The organism is Azospirillum sp. B4, from assembly GCF_000333275.1.
Lineage (GTDB): Bacteria > Pseudomonadota > Alphaproteobacteria > Azospirillales > Azospirillaceae > Nitrospirillum.
Genome location: NZ_BACU01000664.1, coordinates 26,246 through 41,423, shown reverse-complemented (window position 1 = coordinate 41,423; position 15,178 = coordinate 26,246). Strand labels below are relative to the sequence as shown.

Here is a 15,178-nt window from a genome sequence, read left to right as displayed (position 1 = left end):
AACCGCCGCACGGTGTCCAAGTCCAGCGGCACGGTGCGCAGGTAGTCGTTGACGTCGACCAGCCATTTCAGGCGGAACCAGACGTGCTTGGAGCCGTGGGCCAGGATGAACACGAACTCCATCTCATGGTTCAGCGTGCGGTATGACCGTTTGGTCTGGGAAAAGGGGCCGGCCTTGCAATACGGGATGGTGTCGTCGCGGTAGAGGTCCGCGAAGGTCTTGCCGGGAAAGTCGTAGTGGGCGAACAGCCGCCAGTGCAGTTCCACATCCGTGCCGCTGTCGGCGTGGCGGCACAGGAAGTGGTGGTCGCCCGCGAACAGCCGCTCCCACCCCTGGGCGTCGGCCGGCACCGTTTCCTGCGGGATATAGCCGTGCGCGGCGGCCACGGCCACCGCCCGCCCGATGTCCCGCGGGTCGACCAGGAAATCCAGGTCGTAGAAGCGCCGGGCGGTGGCATCGCCATAGATCAGGTCGCTCAATACCGGTCCCTTGAGGGGAATGAACGGGATTTGGTGGGCGGCCAGGGCATCCGCTAACTGGAAGAAGGCGTCCAGGGTCTGGAAATGGTCCTCCGCCATCGCCTGGGCGTTCGCCTGGAGGGGGCCGCTCCAGCCGAAATGCCGCCGGATCTGGAAGGCGCTGAGGCGGTGGCGATTGTAGAGCAGGTCGGGGTCGGTGATCACGGTTCACCATGCAGCGAGGCCAGCGTCCGGTGGCAGGCGGGAAAGGCGGCGGTGGCCCGCAGGCGCGGGTCCAACACCGCCAGGAAGCGTTCCGCCTTGGCGAGATAGGCGTGATTGAGGGCGCCGCCCGCCTGCCGCTGCCGGTCGATGGCGGACAGGTTGGCCAGCAGGTCCGCCAGCTTGATCACCTGGGCGGGCAGGGGGGCGGCGGCGATCTGCGCCAGGAAGGCAGCGTCGCGCACCCCCTTGGGCCGCCGCTTGTCGTTGGACAGCATCGCCACCAGGTCGGCCACCGCCGGGCCGGCGACGCCGGCCACGTCCTCATACTCCGCGCCGGTATCCTCGATGACATCGTGCAGGATCGCCGCCTGGCGTATCTGGTCGCGGGTGGCCTCGGGCAGGTCCAGGTCCGCCGCGATGGCGTCGGCGGCCGCCTCCACCTCAAACAGGTGCAGGCAGTAGGGCTCCCCACCCCGGGTCAGCTGGCGGGCGTGGCGGGCCACGGCGTAGGTCCGCACCCTGTCCATGGCTGATCCATCGCCGGTCTCTTCCCGCTCGGTCATCAGGTGGGGCACGGTGGTCTTGACCGCGGTTGTGGCGTTGAGGCGCAGCAGGTTGAAGCCCCGCTGCAGCGAATGGCCGATGTAACGCGGGCTGACGATCGCGTCGACCATCAGGAAATTCAGGTTCCAGGTCCGCCACTCGTCCTCGCTCAACAGCCGGCTGCCATAGACATGGTAGTAGCGGTCTGTCCGCATCAGGAAGAAGGGGCCGTCGACCAGTTGCTCCAGCCCCCGCCGCAAGGCACCCAGCGAAACCGGCTCATCAAGATGCAGGTTCATCAAGGGCAGGTGGAGCGTGTTCCCCGCCGGATCGATGACGCGGGAGGTCAGGGACAGCAGTGGGGTTGTCGGCGTCACCCAGTCGGCCGGACGCAGGCGGCCCAGCGCCTCGCCGCTGAGGGGCAGCAGGTCATGGCTGTCGAAGCGGATGCCGGTGGCGATATCGTCCAGCTTGGCGGCGGCGTCGGGGTTCCGCTGGCGCCAGTTGATGGCGGCGGCGTGGCGAACCAGGTGGAAGCGGTGATCCTGCAGCCCCAGCGACGTGACGATGTGCCGGGCGACCGCCAGGCTGTCCACGTCACCGCCGTCCCGCATCGATCAACCCCCACGACCAGATCAAGTCTTTATCGTTGTGTCGGAACTCAAAGGCGCCCCAAGTCCAGACCTAAGACTAGCCAAGTATAGTACCAAGAAAGGATAGGAAGGAAGCGCGGTGGGCCGCCCCGTCACTCCTCATGCGCCGTGGCGGCCAGGCCCATGGCCAGGGCGCGGGCCACGGCGGCCAGGCGCACGGCCTCGCGGTCGCCGGGGAAGACGTGGCGCTCCACCACCACGGGACGGTCGCGGCGGGCGCAGCCCAGGTAGACCAGGCCCACCGGCTTTTCCAGGCTGCCCCCCCCCGGGCCAGCGATGCCGGTGACCGACAGGGCGATGTCGGCGCGGGAGCGGGCCAGCAACCCCTCCGCCATGGCGTGCGCCACCTCGCGGCTGACGGCGCCGTGCAGGGCGATCAGGCCGTCGGGCACGCCCAGCAGGTCCACCTTGGCTTGGTTGCTGTAGGTGACCACGCCCCGGTCGACCACGGAGGATGAACCGGCGATGGCCGTCAGGCTGCCGGCGATCAGGCCGCCGGTGCAGGACTCGGCCGTGGCCAGCCACAGGCCATCCCCCTGGCAGGCGGCCAGCAGCCGTTCGGCAGCTTTGGTGATCTCCGCCGGGAACATGGGGTTAGCCCAGCGCAGGCGGCCAAGGGAGGCGAACCGTGCAGGTCGCCATGGCGGCGATGCCCTCCCGCCGGCCGGTGAAGCCCAGGCCCTCAGTGGTGGTGGCCTTCACGGAAACGCGGTCCGGCGCGATCCCCAGCAGGTCGGCCACGCGGGCCACCATGGCCTCGCGGTGGGGACCCACCTTCGGGCGCTCGCAGATGACGGTGATGTCGCAATGGGCGATGGCGCCACCCTTGGCCTTCACCAGGGTGGCGGCATGCTGCAGGAACTTGCCGCTGTCAGCCCCGCGCCAGCGTTCATCGGTGGGCGGGAAATGGCTGCCGATGTCGCCGGCGCCGATGGCGCCCAGGATGGCGTCGGTCAGGGCGTGCAGGCCCACGTCGGCGTCGGAATGGCCTTCCAGCTTGTGGGTGTGAGGCACCTTCAGGCCGCAGAGGATGATGTGGTCACCCTCCGTGAACTTGTGGACGTCATAGCCATGGCCCACGCGGACGTCGCCCAGGTCGTTCATGATGATCTTCTCCGCCCGCGCCAAATCCTCGGCATGGGTCACTTTCAGGTTGTCGGGGTTGGTGGGCACCAGGCGCACCGGCAGGCCCGCCTTCTCCGCCACGGCGGCGTCGTCGGTCAGTTCCTGGCCCGCCAGGTCGCGGTGGGCCTTCAGGATGTCCTTGAAGCGGAAGCCCTGGGGGGTCAGCGCCCGCCACAGCGCCGTGCGGTCCACCGTGGCGGCGACCGCACCGGTGGCGTCCGCGCGCTTCAGCGTGTCGCTGACGCTGGCCGCCGCCAGGGCGGCCGGCACCTCCGCCAACGCTTTGATGACGGCGGAGATGCTGGCGGCGTCCACCAGCGGGCGGGCGGCGTCGTGGATCAGCACCAGGTCATAGCCGCCATCGGCCGCGGCCGCCTCCAGCCCGTTGCGCACACTGTCCTGGCGGGCGGCACCGCCCGCCACCGGCGGCGGCAGGTCCAGGCCGGCCACCGCCTCTTCATACAGGTCGCGGTGGGCGGGGTTGATCACCACCCGCACGGCCGTCACCTCCGGATGGGTCTGGAAGGCGGCCACGGTGCGGGCCAGGACGGCGCGGCCGGCCAGGGTCAGGTACTGCTTGGGCAGATCCCCGCCGAAGCGGGAGCCGCTGCCGGCGGCGACAATCAGGGCAAGGCAGGACGGCATGGTCGTTCCGGGATACCAGGAATGCGGGGGACAGGCTTGGGATGGGGACAATTATCCCTATTTCCCGACCAGAGATATCTCCCCTTAAGACTTCGCCGCTAGGCTTGATTGTTCACCGGTGGTCACGGTCTGCCATGCCACCCCGCCATACCCGCCCGGCACCCATGCCGTACCCTATGCCGCGCCTGGGGCCATACCATTGTCGCATCTGCCATCTTCGGCGGCGTCGCTTCCCTTTGGCGGGGGCTCATGATAGCTTGAACGCCTAAATTTGAAGCACTCACGGAAAGCGCCTAGGAAATGGGCAGTAAGTTAGCGCCGATCCAGGTCGGTCCCATCACCATCGAGGATCCGGTGATCCTGGCCCCCATGTCGGGGGTGACCGACACGCCCTTCCGCCGCCTGGTGAAGCGCGCCGGCGCCGGTCTGGTCGTTTCCGAGATGATCGCCAGCCAGGCGATGATTCGCGCCACCCGCGAGTCCGAGAAGAAGATCGATCCCGACGCCGCCGAAGGCATCCTCTCCGTCCAGCTGGCGGGGTGTGAGCCCGACGCGATGGCGGAGGCCGCCAGGCTGTGCGTCGACCGGGGTGCGGCCATCATCGATATCAACTTCGGCTGTCCGGTGAAGAAGGTGGTGAACGGCTATGCCGGCTCCGCCCTGATGAAGGATGAGCCGCTGGCCGGCCGCATCCTGGAGGCGGTGGTCAAGGCCGTGTCCGTGCCCGTGACCCTGAAGATGCGAAAGGGCTGGGACGAGAGGAACCTGAACGCGCCGCGCCTGGCCAAGATCGCGGAGGAATGCGGCATCCGCATGATCACGGTGCACGGCCGCACCCGCAACCAGATGTACAACGGCGTGGCCGACTGGGCCTTCATCCGCCAGGTGAAGGATGCGGTTTCGCTGCCCATCATCGCCAACGGCGACATCGTCGATTTCCCCGATGTCACCCGCTGCCTGGAAGAGAGCGGGGCCGATGGCGTCATGATCGGACGCGGCACCTATGGCCGCCCCTGGTTCATCAACCAGGTCATGCAGATGCTGCGCACCGGCACCGCCCCGGCGGAGCCAACCTTGGCGGAACAGCGCGACCTGGTGCTGGAGCATTACGACGCCATCCTGGAGCATTACGGCGCCGAGGCCGGGCTGAAGATCGGGCGCAAGCACATCGCCTGGTATTCCAAGGGGCTGCCCGGTTCCGCCGAATACCGCGCCAGGGTGAACACCATCGAGAGGGCGGAGCAGGTGCAGGACTTCGTGCGCGGCTGGTACCAGGATCTGCTGGACCGGGGCATCGTGGGCCGTGACCTGTCCGGCCGAGGCGTGGCCGAACCGGGCTGCGACGCGGAGAATGACGACAGCACCAGCGGAAAGGTGGCGGCCTGATGGGGCGGACTGCGGCCCTGCTGGCCCCGGCTAACGGCGTGGTCGATCCCACCGCCATCCTGTCCGCCTTGCCGGAACCCATCCTGGTCATCGACCGGCAGCGTCGCGTGCATTTCGCCAACCTGCAGGCGGAGGAATTCTTCGACGCCAGCGCCAGTCTGCTGGTGGGCAGCCTGCTGGACACCCTGATCCCGGGCGACAGCCCGGTCTTCTCCCTGATCGATCAGGCGCGGGTGACGGGCGGCAGCGTGTCGGACTACAGCATCATGCTGGAAACGCCGCGCATCGGCCTGCATTTCCTGACGGCCAAGGCCGCCCCCCTGTCCGACCCGCCGGACCTGGTGGTGCTGTCGCTGCATGAGCGCTCCATCGCGCGCAAGATCGATAACCAGCTGACCCATCGGGGCGCCGCCCGCTCCGTCGTCGCCATGGCGGCCATGCTGGCGCATGAGGTGAAGAACCCCCTGTCCGGCATCCGTGGCGCCGCCCAGTTGCTGGAGGAGAACGCCTCGGAAGGCGACCGCATGCTGACCCGCCTCATTTGTGATGAGGCCGACCGCATCGTGGCCCTGGTCGACCGCATGGAGGTCTTCACCGACGGCCGGCCGCTGGAGAAGACGGCGGTGAACATCCATGGCGTGCTGGAGCATGTGCGCCGCGTGGCGCAAAGCGGCTTCGGCCGCGCCATCCGCTTCGTCGAGCGCTACGACCCGTCGCTGCCGCCGGTGCTGGGCAACCGCGACCAGCTGATCCAGGTCTTCCTGAACCTGGTGAAGAACGCGGCCGAGGCCTGCCCGGAGAAAGGCGGGGAAATCGTTCTGTCCACCGCCTATCAGCACGGCGTCCGTTTGGCCGTGCCGGGATCGGACAGCCGGGTTCATCTGCCGCTGCTGATCAGCGTGCAGGACAATGGTGACGGCATTCCGGAAGACCTGCGGGCCAACCTGTTCGACCCCTTCGTCACCACGAAGATGAACGGGACGGGCCTGGGGCTGGCGCTGGTGGCGAAGATCATCGGCGACCATGGCGGGGTCATCGATTTCGACAGCGTGCCGCGTCGCACGATCTTCAAGGTTTCGCTGCCGGTCGCTCCGGGCCGGTCGGCGTCAGAGGGGGGCGTTTAATCCATGGGTCCATCCACCATCCTTGTCGCCGACGACGACAGGGCCATCCGTACCGTCCTTAACCAGGCCCTGCTGCGCCTGGGGCATGACGTGCGGGTTACCGGCAATGCCGCGACCTTGTGGCGCTGGGTCCAGGATGGGGAAGGGGACTTGGTCATCACCGACGTGGTGATGCCGGATGAGAACGGCCTGGACCTGCTGCCGCGCATCAAGAAGCTGCGACCCGAGCTGCGCGTCATCGTCATGAGCGCGCAGAACACCCTGCTGACCGCCGTGAAGGCGGCGGAGCGCGGGGCCTTCGACTATCTGCCCAAGCCCTTCGACCTGAAGGACCTGATGGGCATGGTGGAGCGCGCGCTGTCCACTCCCCAGCCGGCCACGCCGGCCTCCGCCAGCGCCGCCGCCGCGCAGGCGGAGGAGGAGGCGCTGCCCCTCATCGGCCGCTCGGCGGCGATGCAGGAGATTTATCGCGTCCTGGCCCGCCTGATGGGCACGGACCTGACGGTGATGATCACCGGCGAGTCGGGGACCGGCAAGGAGCTGGTGGCCCGCGCGCTGCACGACTACGGCAAGCGGCGCAACGGTCCCTTCCTGGCGGTCAACATGGCCGCCATCCCGCGTGAGCTGATCGAGTCCGAGCTGTTTGGCCATGAGAAGGGCGCCTTCACCGGCGCCACCGTGCGCTCCACCGGCCGGTTCGAGCAGGCGCAGGGCGGCACCCTGTTCCTGGACGAGATCGGCGACATGCCGCTCGACGCCCAGACCCGTCTGCTGCGCGTGCTGCAGGAGGGGGAGTACACCACTGTCGGCGGCCGTACGCCCATCAAGACCGACGTGCGTATCGTTGCCGCCACCCATCGCGACCTGCGCACCCTGATCCGTCAGGGCCAGTTCCGCGAGGATCTGTTCTACCGCCTGAACGTGGTGCCCATCCGCCTGCCACCCCTGCGGGAGCGGACGGAGGACATTCCGGCCCTGGCCCGCCACTTCTTCGGCCTGGTGCACCAGCAGGGGCTGCCGCTGAAGAGCATGGACAACGCCGCCCTGGATCGCCTGCGCCGCCACCGCTGGCCCGGCAACGTGCGTGAGCTGGAGAACATGGTGCGGCGCTTGGCCGCGCTGTACACCCAGGAAGTCATCAGCATCGATGTCATCGAGCAGGAGCTGGCCGATTTCGCCCCCGCAGCCGCCCCGGCGGAGGAGCCGCAGAACGAGGGCCTGGGTGCGGCCGTCGAGCGGCACCTGAAGGATTATTTCGCCGCGCACAAGGACGGCGTACCGGCCGCCGGCCTTTATGACCGCGTGCTGCGCGAGGTGGAACGGCCTCTCTTGTCCCTGTCGCTGATCGCGACCCGGGGCAACCAGATCAAGGCCGCGCACATGCTGGGCCTGAACCGCAACACCCTCCGCAAGAAGATCCGCGACCTGGACATCCAGGTGGTGCGCGGCCTGAAGTAGCGGGAACTCTCCACCGTTAGACGTAAGACGGACGTCTGGAAACGCGCGTGGCATTCTGGTAACAGAGGTGGGCGCCCGGGCAACAGAAATCCCCTCCGGGCGGTGCCTCCTTGGCCTCGTGGCCGGATGGCGTCGTCCAGTGGGGGCGTGCCCGCACCATCCCCGTCAAAAGGGGATGGCGTTGCGCCGTGCAAACCACCGGCTTGGCAGGAACCGTGCTTCGTTTCGCCTTTATCGCGGTCTCAGATTTCGTCGCGGCGTTCCGGCGTCCCGGGGTAATGCCATGACGGCGGCTCCTCCGGCGGTGATGACGCCGCCGCCCGCCCCGCAGGCGCCTCCTCAGGGTCCCAAGGGCGACAGCTGGTGGCGGCGCCTGTCCGTGTGGGCCTCGCGCCTGGGCCTGGGCAATAAGCTGGCGGTCGCGCTGGCCATCGCCGCCGTGCTGTCCGGCTTCGCCACATACGCGGCGCTGACGCAGCAGCCGCCCTTCGGCAACAACGCCAACACCGTCAGCCTGCTGCTGACCCTGGATGGCGCCCTGCTGCTGATGCTGCTGGCGCTGATGGCCCGCCGCATCGTCGGTCTATGGATCGAGCGGCGCCGGGGCCTGGCCGGGTCGCGCCTGCATGTGCGGCTGGTGGCGGTGTTCAGCCTGCTGGCCGTCCTGCCCGCCATCGTCATGGCCGCCTTTTCCGCCTTTTTCTTCTACCTGGGCGTCCAGTCCTGGTTCAGCGACCGGGTGCGCACGGCGGTGAACGAGAGCCTGGTGGTGGCGCGGGCCTATCTGGATGAACACCAGGTCGCCATCAGCAGCGACGCCCGCTGGGTGGCCAACGACCTATTCCGCCTGGGCCCGCTGATCACCCTGGACCCGCTCTACCTCTATTCCTTCCTGCGCAACGAGTCCTTCCAGCGCTCCTTCACCGAGGCGGTGATCTTCGACGGGCAGGCGCATCAGTACGGCAGTTACACCCTGGGCTCGGTCTTCCAGGCCGATGCCTTTCCCAAGGAGCGCATGGAAAAGGCGCGCAAGGGCGAGGTGGACGTGGAGTTCAACGAGGCCGACAAGCGCATCACCGCGCTGATCCGCCTGGATCCGGACTTCGACATCTTCCTGCTGCTGGGGCGGCCGGTGGAGGCCAAGGTCATGGAGCACATGACCGCCGCCCAGACCGCCGTGCACGAATATACCGAGCTGGAGGGGCAGCGCTTCGGCCTTCAGACGAAGATGATGCTGATCTTCATCGTCGTCTCGCTGCTGCTGCTGCTGGTGGCCATCTGGGCCGGCCTGAATTTCGCCAACGCCCTGATCACGCCCATCAGCGCCCTGATCATCGCGGCGGAGCGCATCCGCACCGGCGACCTGACGGCGCGGGTGCCGGAGATCCTGCCGGGGCCGGAGGATGAGCTGACCTCCCTCAGCCGCGCCTTCAATCGCATGACCAGCCAGCTGTCGTCCCAACGCAGCGATCTGGTGGAAGCCAACCGCCAGCTGGACCTTCGCCGCCGCTTCACCGAGGCGGTGCTGGCCGGCGTGTCCGCCGGCGTCATCGGCCTGGACGAGCAGGGCTTCATCAACCTGCCCAACCAATCGGCCGCCCAGTTGCTGGATATCCCGGACCTGCATGAGATGGTGGGGCGCGACATCCTGGCGGTGGTGCCGGAGCTGGAAGAGCTGATGTCCGCCATCCGCCGGCGCCCCTCGCGCCTGGTGGAGGCGCAGGTGCAGATCCGCCGGGGCAACACCCAGCGCACCCTGCTGGTGCGGGTGGCGGCGGACACCAGCGGCGCCGGTATCCGGGGCTTCGTCATCACCTTCGACGACGTGTCGGAACTGCTGTCGGCGCAGCGCAAGGCCGCCTGGGCCGACGTGGCCCGGCGCATCGCGCATGAGATCAAGAACCCGCTGACCCCCATCCAGCTGTCGGCGGAACGGCTGCGGCGCAAATACCTGAAGGAAATCCAGAGCGATCCGGAAACCTTCAAGGCCATGACCGACACCATCGTCCGCCATGTCGACGATATCGGCCGCATGGTGGACGAGTTCTCGGCCTTCGCCCGTATGCCGACGCCGGTGATGAAGCCGCAGAACATCCAGGAACTGTGCCGCCAGGCCGTGTTCCTGCAAGCCACCGCCCAGACCGGCATCAAGTTCGACAGCCTGCTGCCGCCCGAGCGCATCGAGGTGGAGTGCGACGGCCGCCAGATCTCCCAGGCCCTGACCAACCTGCTGAAGAACGCGATGGAGGCCATCGAGGGCAGGATGGAAGAGGACGCGGCCGCCGGCATCGAGTCGCCACCCGGCCACATCACCGTGAAGCTTGAGGGGACGGAGGATCACATCGTCCTGACCATCGCCGACAACGGCAAGGGCCTGCCCCATGAGGGGCGTGACCGCCTGACCGAACCCTATGTGACCACCCGGGCCAAAGGCACCGGCCTGGGCCTGGCCATCGTTAAGAAGATCCTGGAGGACCACGGCGGCAGCCTGGGGTTGGACGACAACCCCGGCGGCGGCGCCCGCGTCACCCTGATCCTTCCCCTGATCCAAGCCCCCCCTCCGCAGGATGCGGAGGGGATGGCCGGCAGCCCGGTCCTGGTGGCCGCGACTAGCGCATCCAAAGGCGTGTAACCATGGCGCATGACATTCTGATCGTCGATGACGAGGCTGATATCCGGATGCTGATCGCCGGCATCCTGGAAGACGAAGGCATGAAGACCCGCGAGGCGGCGGATGCCGACCAGGCGCTGGCCGCCGTCGCCGCCCGCCGGCCCAGCCTGATCATCCTGGACATCTGGTTGCAGGGCAGCCGCCTGGACGGCCTGCAGATCCTGGATGAGATGAAGCGGGACCATCCCGACGTGCCGGTGGTGATGATCAGCGGCCACGGCACCATCGAAACGGCGGTGGCCGCCCTGAAGAAGGGCGCCTACGACTTCATCGAGAAGCCGTTCAAGTCCGATCGCCTGCTGCTGCTGGTGGAGCGCGCCATCGAGGCCGCCCGCCTGCGCCGCGAGAACCGCGAGTTGCGCCTGCGCGCTGGCGGGGAGACGGAGTTGATTGGCCGGTCGCTGATGATCAACCAGCTGCGCGCCTCGCTGGACAAGGTGTCACCCACGGGCAGCCGCGTCCTGGTCAGCGGCCCGCCCGGCAGCGGCAAGGAGATCGTGGCCCGCATCATCCATGAACATTCCCGCCGCGCCGACGGCCCGTTCGTGGCGCTGAACTGCGCCACCATGCGGCCCGACCGGCTGGAGGTGGAACTGTTCGGGACGGAGCATCCCATCGACGGGGCCGGCCGCAAGGTCGGCACCTTTGAGCAGGCGCACGGCGGTACCCTGTTCCTGGACGAGGTGGCGGACATGCCTCTGGAGACCCAGGGCAAGATCGTGCGCGTGCTGCAGGAACAGACCTTCGAGCGTGTGGGCGGCAGCACCCGGGTGGAGGTGGACGTCCGCGTCATCGCCAGCACCAACCACGACCTCGCGGCGGAGATCGAGGCTGGGCAGTTCCGCCAGGACCTGTACTACCGGTTGGCGGTGGTGCCGCTGAAGGTGCCGTCCCTGCGGGAGCGGCGGGAGGATATCCCCCTGCTGGCCCGCTATTTCCTGCAACGCTCCGCCATCGCCTCGGGCCTGCCCCAGCGCATCCTGGGGGAAGACGCCATGGCCGCGTTGCAGGCCTATGAGTGGCCGGGCAACGTGCGCCAGCTGCGCAATGTCATGGACTGGCTGCTGATCATGGTGCCCGGCGATCCGGACGAGCCCATTCGTGCCGACATGCTGCCGCCGGAGATCGGTTCCATCACCCCCACCGTCCTGCGTTGGGAAAAGGGGGGTGAGATCATGTCCCTGCCGCTGCGCGACGCTCGCGAGGTGTTCGAGCGGGAATACCTCCTGGCCCAGGTCACCCGCTTCGGCGGCAACATCTCCCGCACCGCGTCCTTTGTGGGCATGGAGCGCTCCGCCCTGCACCGCAAGCTGAAGTCGTTGGGCGTGCATGGCAATGAGCGTGGTGATGGAAAAGGTGAGGAGTGAACGGCAATCATCTGATTTGATGTCGATATTTGCCAGTTATTAAGATTCAAGGTGAGGATGCATTCCATGCCGCGGACTGCTTATGTCAACGGTCGTTACCTGGCCCACGGCGACGCCCATGTCCATATCGAGGACCGGGGCTTCCAGTTCGCGGACGGTGTCTATGAGGTGGTGTCCGTCATCGACGGCGTCTTCGCCGATGAAGACGGCCACCTGGCCCGCCTGGCCCGGTCCTTGAACGAGCTGCAACTGCCCTGGCCCATGCATCCCATGAGCCTACGCTTCGTCATGCGGGAGGTGGCGCGCCGCAACCGGGTGCGCAACGGGCTGGTCTATGTCCAGATCACCCGGGGGCAGGCGCCGCGCGACTTCCGCTTCCCGGCCGACCCGGCGCCCACCCTGGTGATCACCTGCCGCGCCACCAAGTTCAGTGCGCCACAGCACCTGGAAAAGGGCGTTGCCGTCATCACCATCCCCGACATCCGCTGGACCCGGCGGGACATCAAGTCCGTTGCCTTGCTGCCCCAGGTGCTGGGCAAGCAACAGGCGGCCGAGGCCGGGGCCTTCGAGGCCTGGCAGGTGGACCCCGACGGCACGGTGACGGAAGGCTGTTCCAGCAACGCCTGGATCGTCACCCAAGGGGGCGTGCTGGTTACCCGTGCCGCCAGTCATCGCATCCTGAACGGCATCACCCGTCTGTCGCTGTTGGCCGAGGCCGAAGCCCTGGGCATACCCTTCGAGGAGCGCGCCTTCACGGTGGAGGAGGCCTGTGCCGCGCGGGAGGCCCTGATCTCCAGCGCCAGTACCTTTTGCCTGCCCGTCACCCGCATCGATGGCAAGCCGGTGGGCGACGGCGTGCCAGGCCCCCTGGGCCGGCGGCTGCGCCAAGCCTACATGGTTCACGTTGGCGTGGCCGACCCGGTGACAAAGCCGTGACCGTCGCCGCATCCGACATCGCGCCGGCCGTGGCCCCGCCGCCGCTTACGTTCCCCAGGGCGGTGCTGTTCGACTGGGACAACACGCTGGTCACCAATTGGCGCTGCGTCCATGCCGCCACCAACGCCGCGCTGGCCGCCTTCGGCATGCCCACCTGGACGCTGGAGGAGAGCTACACCCGCGTACGCCAGAGCCTGCGGGACGCCTTCCCGGCGCTGTTCGGCGACGGATGGGAGCGGGCGCGCGACATCTTCTACGCCCATTTCGAGGCCCACCACCTGGAGTTCCTGGACCCGCTGGCGGGGGCGGGGCCCTTGCTGGAAGCGCTGGCGGCGCGCGGCGTCTACGTCGGCGTGGTCAGTAACAAGACTGGCCGTTTCCTGCGGGCCGAGGCCCAGGCCCTGGGCTGGGACCGCTGGTGCGGCGCCCTGGTCGGGGCGGGGGATGCTGTCGCCGACAAGCCGGACCCGGCGCCTGTGCACCTGGCGTTGGAGCCGGCCGGGATCGGCCCCGGTCCCGACGTTTGGTTCGTGGGGGACGCCGACATCGACATGGAGTGCGCCCACCGCACCGGTTGCCTGCCGTTGATGGTGGGAACCACTCCCCATGGCGCGGGAGCATTGGCCGCTTTCCCACCTCATCGGCGCTTCGTCGGGTGCGACGAACTTTGCACCTTGGTGGATGGGCTCTAGCACCCCATATCACTTCCTGTGCTAGGATGGCGGACGCCCCGGGATGTGCCCGGGGTCGCCGGCATTTTTAGGCACGGCTCCATAACCGCCGAAAAGGCAATCCCGGGCGCTCCCTAGAGGGCCCCAATAAAGAGCGAGGCATGCAATGTCCGAAAAATCGCAAAACGTTCAGGACGTGTTTCTGAACCATGTGCGTAAGAACAAGACCCCTGTGACGGTCTTCCTCGTCAACGGCGTGAAGCTGCAAGGCATCATCACCTGGTTCGACAATTTCTCGGTGCTGCTGCGCCGCGATGCCCACTCGCAGCTGGTCTACAAGCATGCGATTTCGACCGTGATGCCCGCGCATCCCATCCAGTTGTTCGAATCGGCCAAGGAAGGCGACCACGATTGATGTTCGTAAACAGTCGGCCCCATCCCGCTCCGGGATGGCCGGGCCGGTTGACGGGAAGGATGGGGGCGCCGTGACGGACCGTCCGGCGGATGAGCCCGCCCTCCTTCCCCCCCTCACCCCCGAGGGGTTGCCTGAGGCGGCGCCGGCGGAACCATCCGCCCGGCGCGCCCTGGTGATCCATCCCGTCCTGCGTGAAGACCACGACGACCGGCGCAGTCCGGAGTCGCGCCTGGAAGAGGCCGTGGGCCTCACCGCCGCCATCGAGCTTGAGGTGGTGGCGGCCGAGTGCGTGCGCGTCACCCGGCCCAAGCCCGCCACCCTGATGGGCGGTGGCTGGCTGGAAGAGGCGGCCCGGCGCATCGCCGAACAGGGCATCGGCCTGGTCGTCGTCGACCATGCGTTGACGCCGGTGCAGCAGCGCAATCTGGAACGCGACCTGAAGGCCAAGGTCATCGACCGCACCGGCCTGATCCTCGAGATCTTCGGGGCGCGGGCACGCACCCGCGAAGGCCAGCTTCAGGTGGAACTGGCGGCGTTGACCTATCAGCGCTCCCGCCTGGTGCGGTCATGGACCCACCTGGAACGTCAGCGCGGCGGCTTCGGCTTCCTGGGCGGCCCTGGTGAAAGCCAGCTGGAAATGGACCGGCGGCTCATCGGCGACCGCATCATCAAGCTGAAGGCGGAGCTGGAGGAGGTGCGGCGCACCCGTGGCCTGCACCGCAAGGCGCGTGAACGGGTACCGTATCCGGTGGTGGCGCTGGTGGGCTATACCAACGCCGGCAAGTCCACGCTGTTCAACCGCATGGCGCGGGCGGACGTGTTCGCCAAGGACCTGCTGTTCGCCACGCTGGACCCGACCATGCGGTCCATCGTCCTGCCGTCGGGGCGCAAGATCATCCTATCGGACACGGTGGGCTTCATCTCCGACCTGCCGCACCATCTGGTGGAGGCGTTCCGCGCCACGCTGGAGGAGGTGCTGGCGGCCGACATCATCCTGCACGTGCGCGACGCCGCCCATCCGGACAGCGAGGCGCAGCGCGCGGATGTGGAGGCGGTGCTGGGCGAGTTGGGGATCGAGGTCGAGACCGATCCCCGGGTGGTGGAGGTCCTGAACAAGATCGACAAGCTGCCGCCGCTCGACCGCGATGCCCTGGTGCGCCAGAGCCGCCGGCCGGATGGGCTGGTCGCCGTATCGGCGCTGACCGGCGACGGGCTGGAAAGCCTGTTCAACGTCCTGGACCGCCGCATGGTGGCGGGTCGCGACGTGGTGCGCGTCAGCGTGCCGGTCAGCGACGGCGCCGCCGTTGCCTGGCTCTATGCCAAGGGCGAGGTGACGGAGCGGGACGACGACGACGACCATGCCCACCTGACGGTGGCGCTGGAACCGGCGGACGTGGCCCGTTTCCGGGACCGTTTCCCCGGCAGTTCCGTGACGGAGACTCCGGCCCTGGCCGAACGGATTGCCCCTGAAAGGCAGGCCCAGGTCTCCTGACCCCCACAT

Annotated in this window: 13 protein-coding genes; 9 read left to right on the top strand and 4 right to left on the bottom strand. The window is 67.9% G+C overall.

Going from position 1 to position 15,178, the window contains the following annotated elements; genetic code table 11:
- The 4 genes from I55_RS30170 to I55_RS30155 all read right to left on the bottom strand — a co-directional run.
- A partial coding sequence (locus tag I55_RS30170) for a nucleotidyltransferase family protein (RefSeq protein WP_044564414.1) occupies positions 1–683 on the bottom strand: 683 nt, incomplete at its 3' end.
- On the bottom strand, positions 680–1,840 hold the full coding sequence (locus tag I55_RS37920; protein WP_049974646.1) for an HD domain-containing protein: 1,161 nt from the start codon (positions 1,838–1,840) through the stop codon (positions 680–682). The genes I55_RS30170 and I55_RS37920, both read right to left, overlap by 4 nt.
- A gap of 131 nt (positions 1,841–1,971) precedes the next feature.
- Positions 1,972–2,469, bottom strand: a complete 498-nt coding sequence (locus I55_RS30160) for a CinA family protein (protein WP_044564413.1) — start codon at positions 2,467–2,469, stop codon at positions 1,972–1,974.
- Between the two features lie 4 nt (positions 2,470–2,473).
- Complete coding sequence (locus I55_RS30155; protein ID WP_044564412.1) at positions 2,474–3,649, bottom strand: bifunctional 2-C-methyl-D-erythritol 4-phosphate cytidylyltransferase/2-C-methyl-D-erythritol 2,4-cyclodiphosphate synthase; 1,176 nt, start codon at positions 3,647–3,649, stop codon at positions 2,474–2,476.
- Between the two features lie 300 nt (positions 3,650–3,949).
- Between I55_RS30155 and dusB the strand changes: the two genes are divergently transcribed.
- The 9 genes from dusB (at position 3,950) to hflX (ending at position 15,169) form a co-directional block, all read left to right on the top strand.
- Positions 3,950–5,035, top strand: a complete 1,086-nt coding sequence (dusB, locus tag I55_RS30150; protein ID WP_083901546.1) for a tRNA dihydrouridine synthase DusB — start codon at positions 3,950–3,952, stop codon at positions 5,033–5,035.
- Positions 5,035–6,159: a nitrogen regulation protein NR(II) gene (locus I55_RS30145; RefSeq protein ID WP_044564411.1), complete on the top strand. Its 1,125-nt coding sequence runs from the start codon at positions 5,035–5,037 to the stop codon at positions 6,157–6,159. The genes dusB and I55_RS30145 overlap by 1 nt, the downstream gene beginning before the upstream one ends.
- A 3-nt stretch (positions 6,160–6,162) precedes the next feature.
- Positions 6,163–7,617 (top strand): nitrogen regulation protein NR(I), encoded by a 1,455-nt coding sequence (ntrC, locus tag I55_RS30140; RefSeq protein ID WP_044564410.1) that lies wholly within the window; start codon positions 6,163–6,165, stop codon positions 7,615–7,617.
- Positions 7,618–7,900: 283 nt separating this feature from the next.
- The gene (locus tag I55_RS30135; RefSeq protein WP_064742555.1) at positions 7,901–10,249 is read left to right on the top strand and encodes a PAS domain-containing sensor histidine kinase; all 2,349 of its coding nucleotides are present in this window, start codon (positions 7,901–7,903) and stop codon (positions 10,247–10,249) included.
- Positions 10,250–10,251: 2 nt separating this feature from the next.
- Positions 10,252–11,655 carry a sigma-54 dependent transcriptional regulator gene (locus I55_RS30130; RefSeq protein ID WP_044564408.1) on the top strand — a complete coding sequence of 468 codons (1,404 nt, stop codon included), beginning with the start codon at positions 10,252–10,254 and terminating at the stop codon, positions 11,653–11,655.
- Between the two features lie 66 nt (positions 11,656–11,721).
- On the top strand, positions 11,722–12,591 hold the full coding sequence (locus tag I55_RS30125; RefSeq protein ID WP_044564422.1) for a D-amino-acid transaminase: 870 nt from the start codon (positions 11,722–11,724) through the stop codon (positions 12,589–12,591).
- Positions 12,588–13,283, top strand: coding sequence for an HAD family hydrolase (locus I55_RS30120; protein ID WP_064742554.1), 696 nt, complete (start codon positions 12,588–12,590; stop codon positions 13,281–13,283). Before I55_RS30125 ends, I55_RS30120 begins: the two co-directional genes overlap by 4 nt.
- Before the next feature lie 145 nt (positions 13,284–13,428).
- Complete coding sequence (hfq, locus tag I55_RS30115; RefSeq protein WP_040843434.1) at positions 13,429–13,677, top strand: RNA chaperone Hfq; 249 nt, start codon at positions 13,429–13,431, stop codon at positions 13,675–13,677.
- A 172-nt stretch (positions 13,678–13,849) separates the two neighbouring features.
- On the top strand, positions 13,850–15,169 hold the full coding sequence (gene hflX, locus I55_RS30110; RefSeq protein ID WP_252181373.1) for a GTPase HflX: 1,320 nt from the start codon (positions 13,850–13,852) through the stop codon (positions 15,167–15,169).
- Positions 15,170–15,178: the final 9 nt, after the last annotated feature.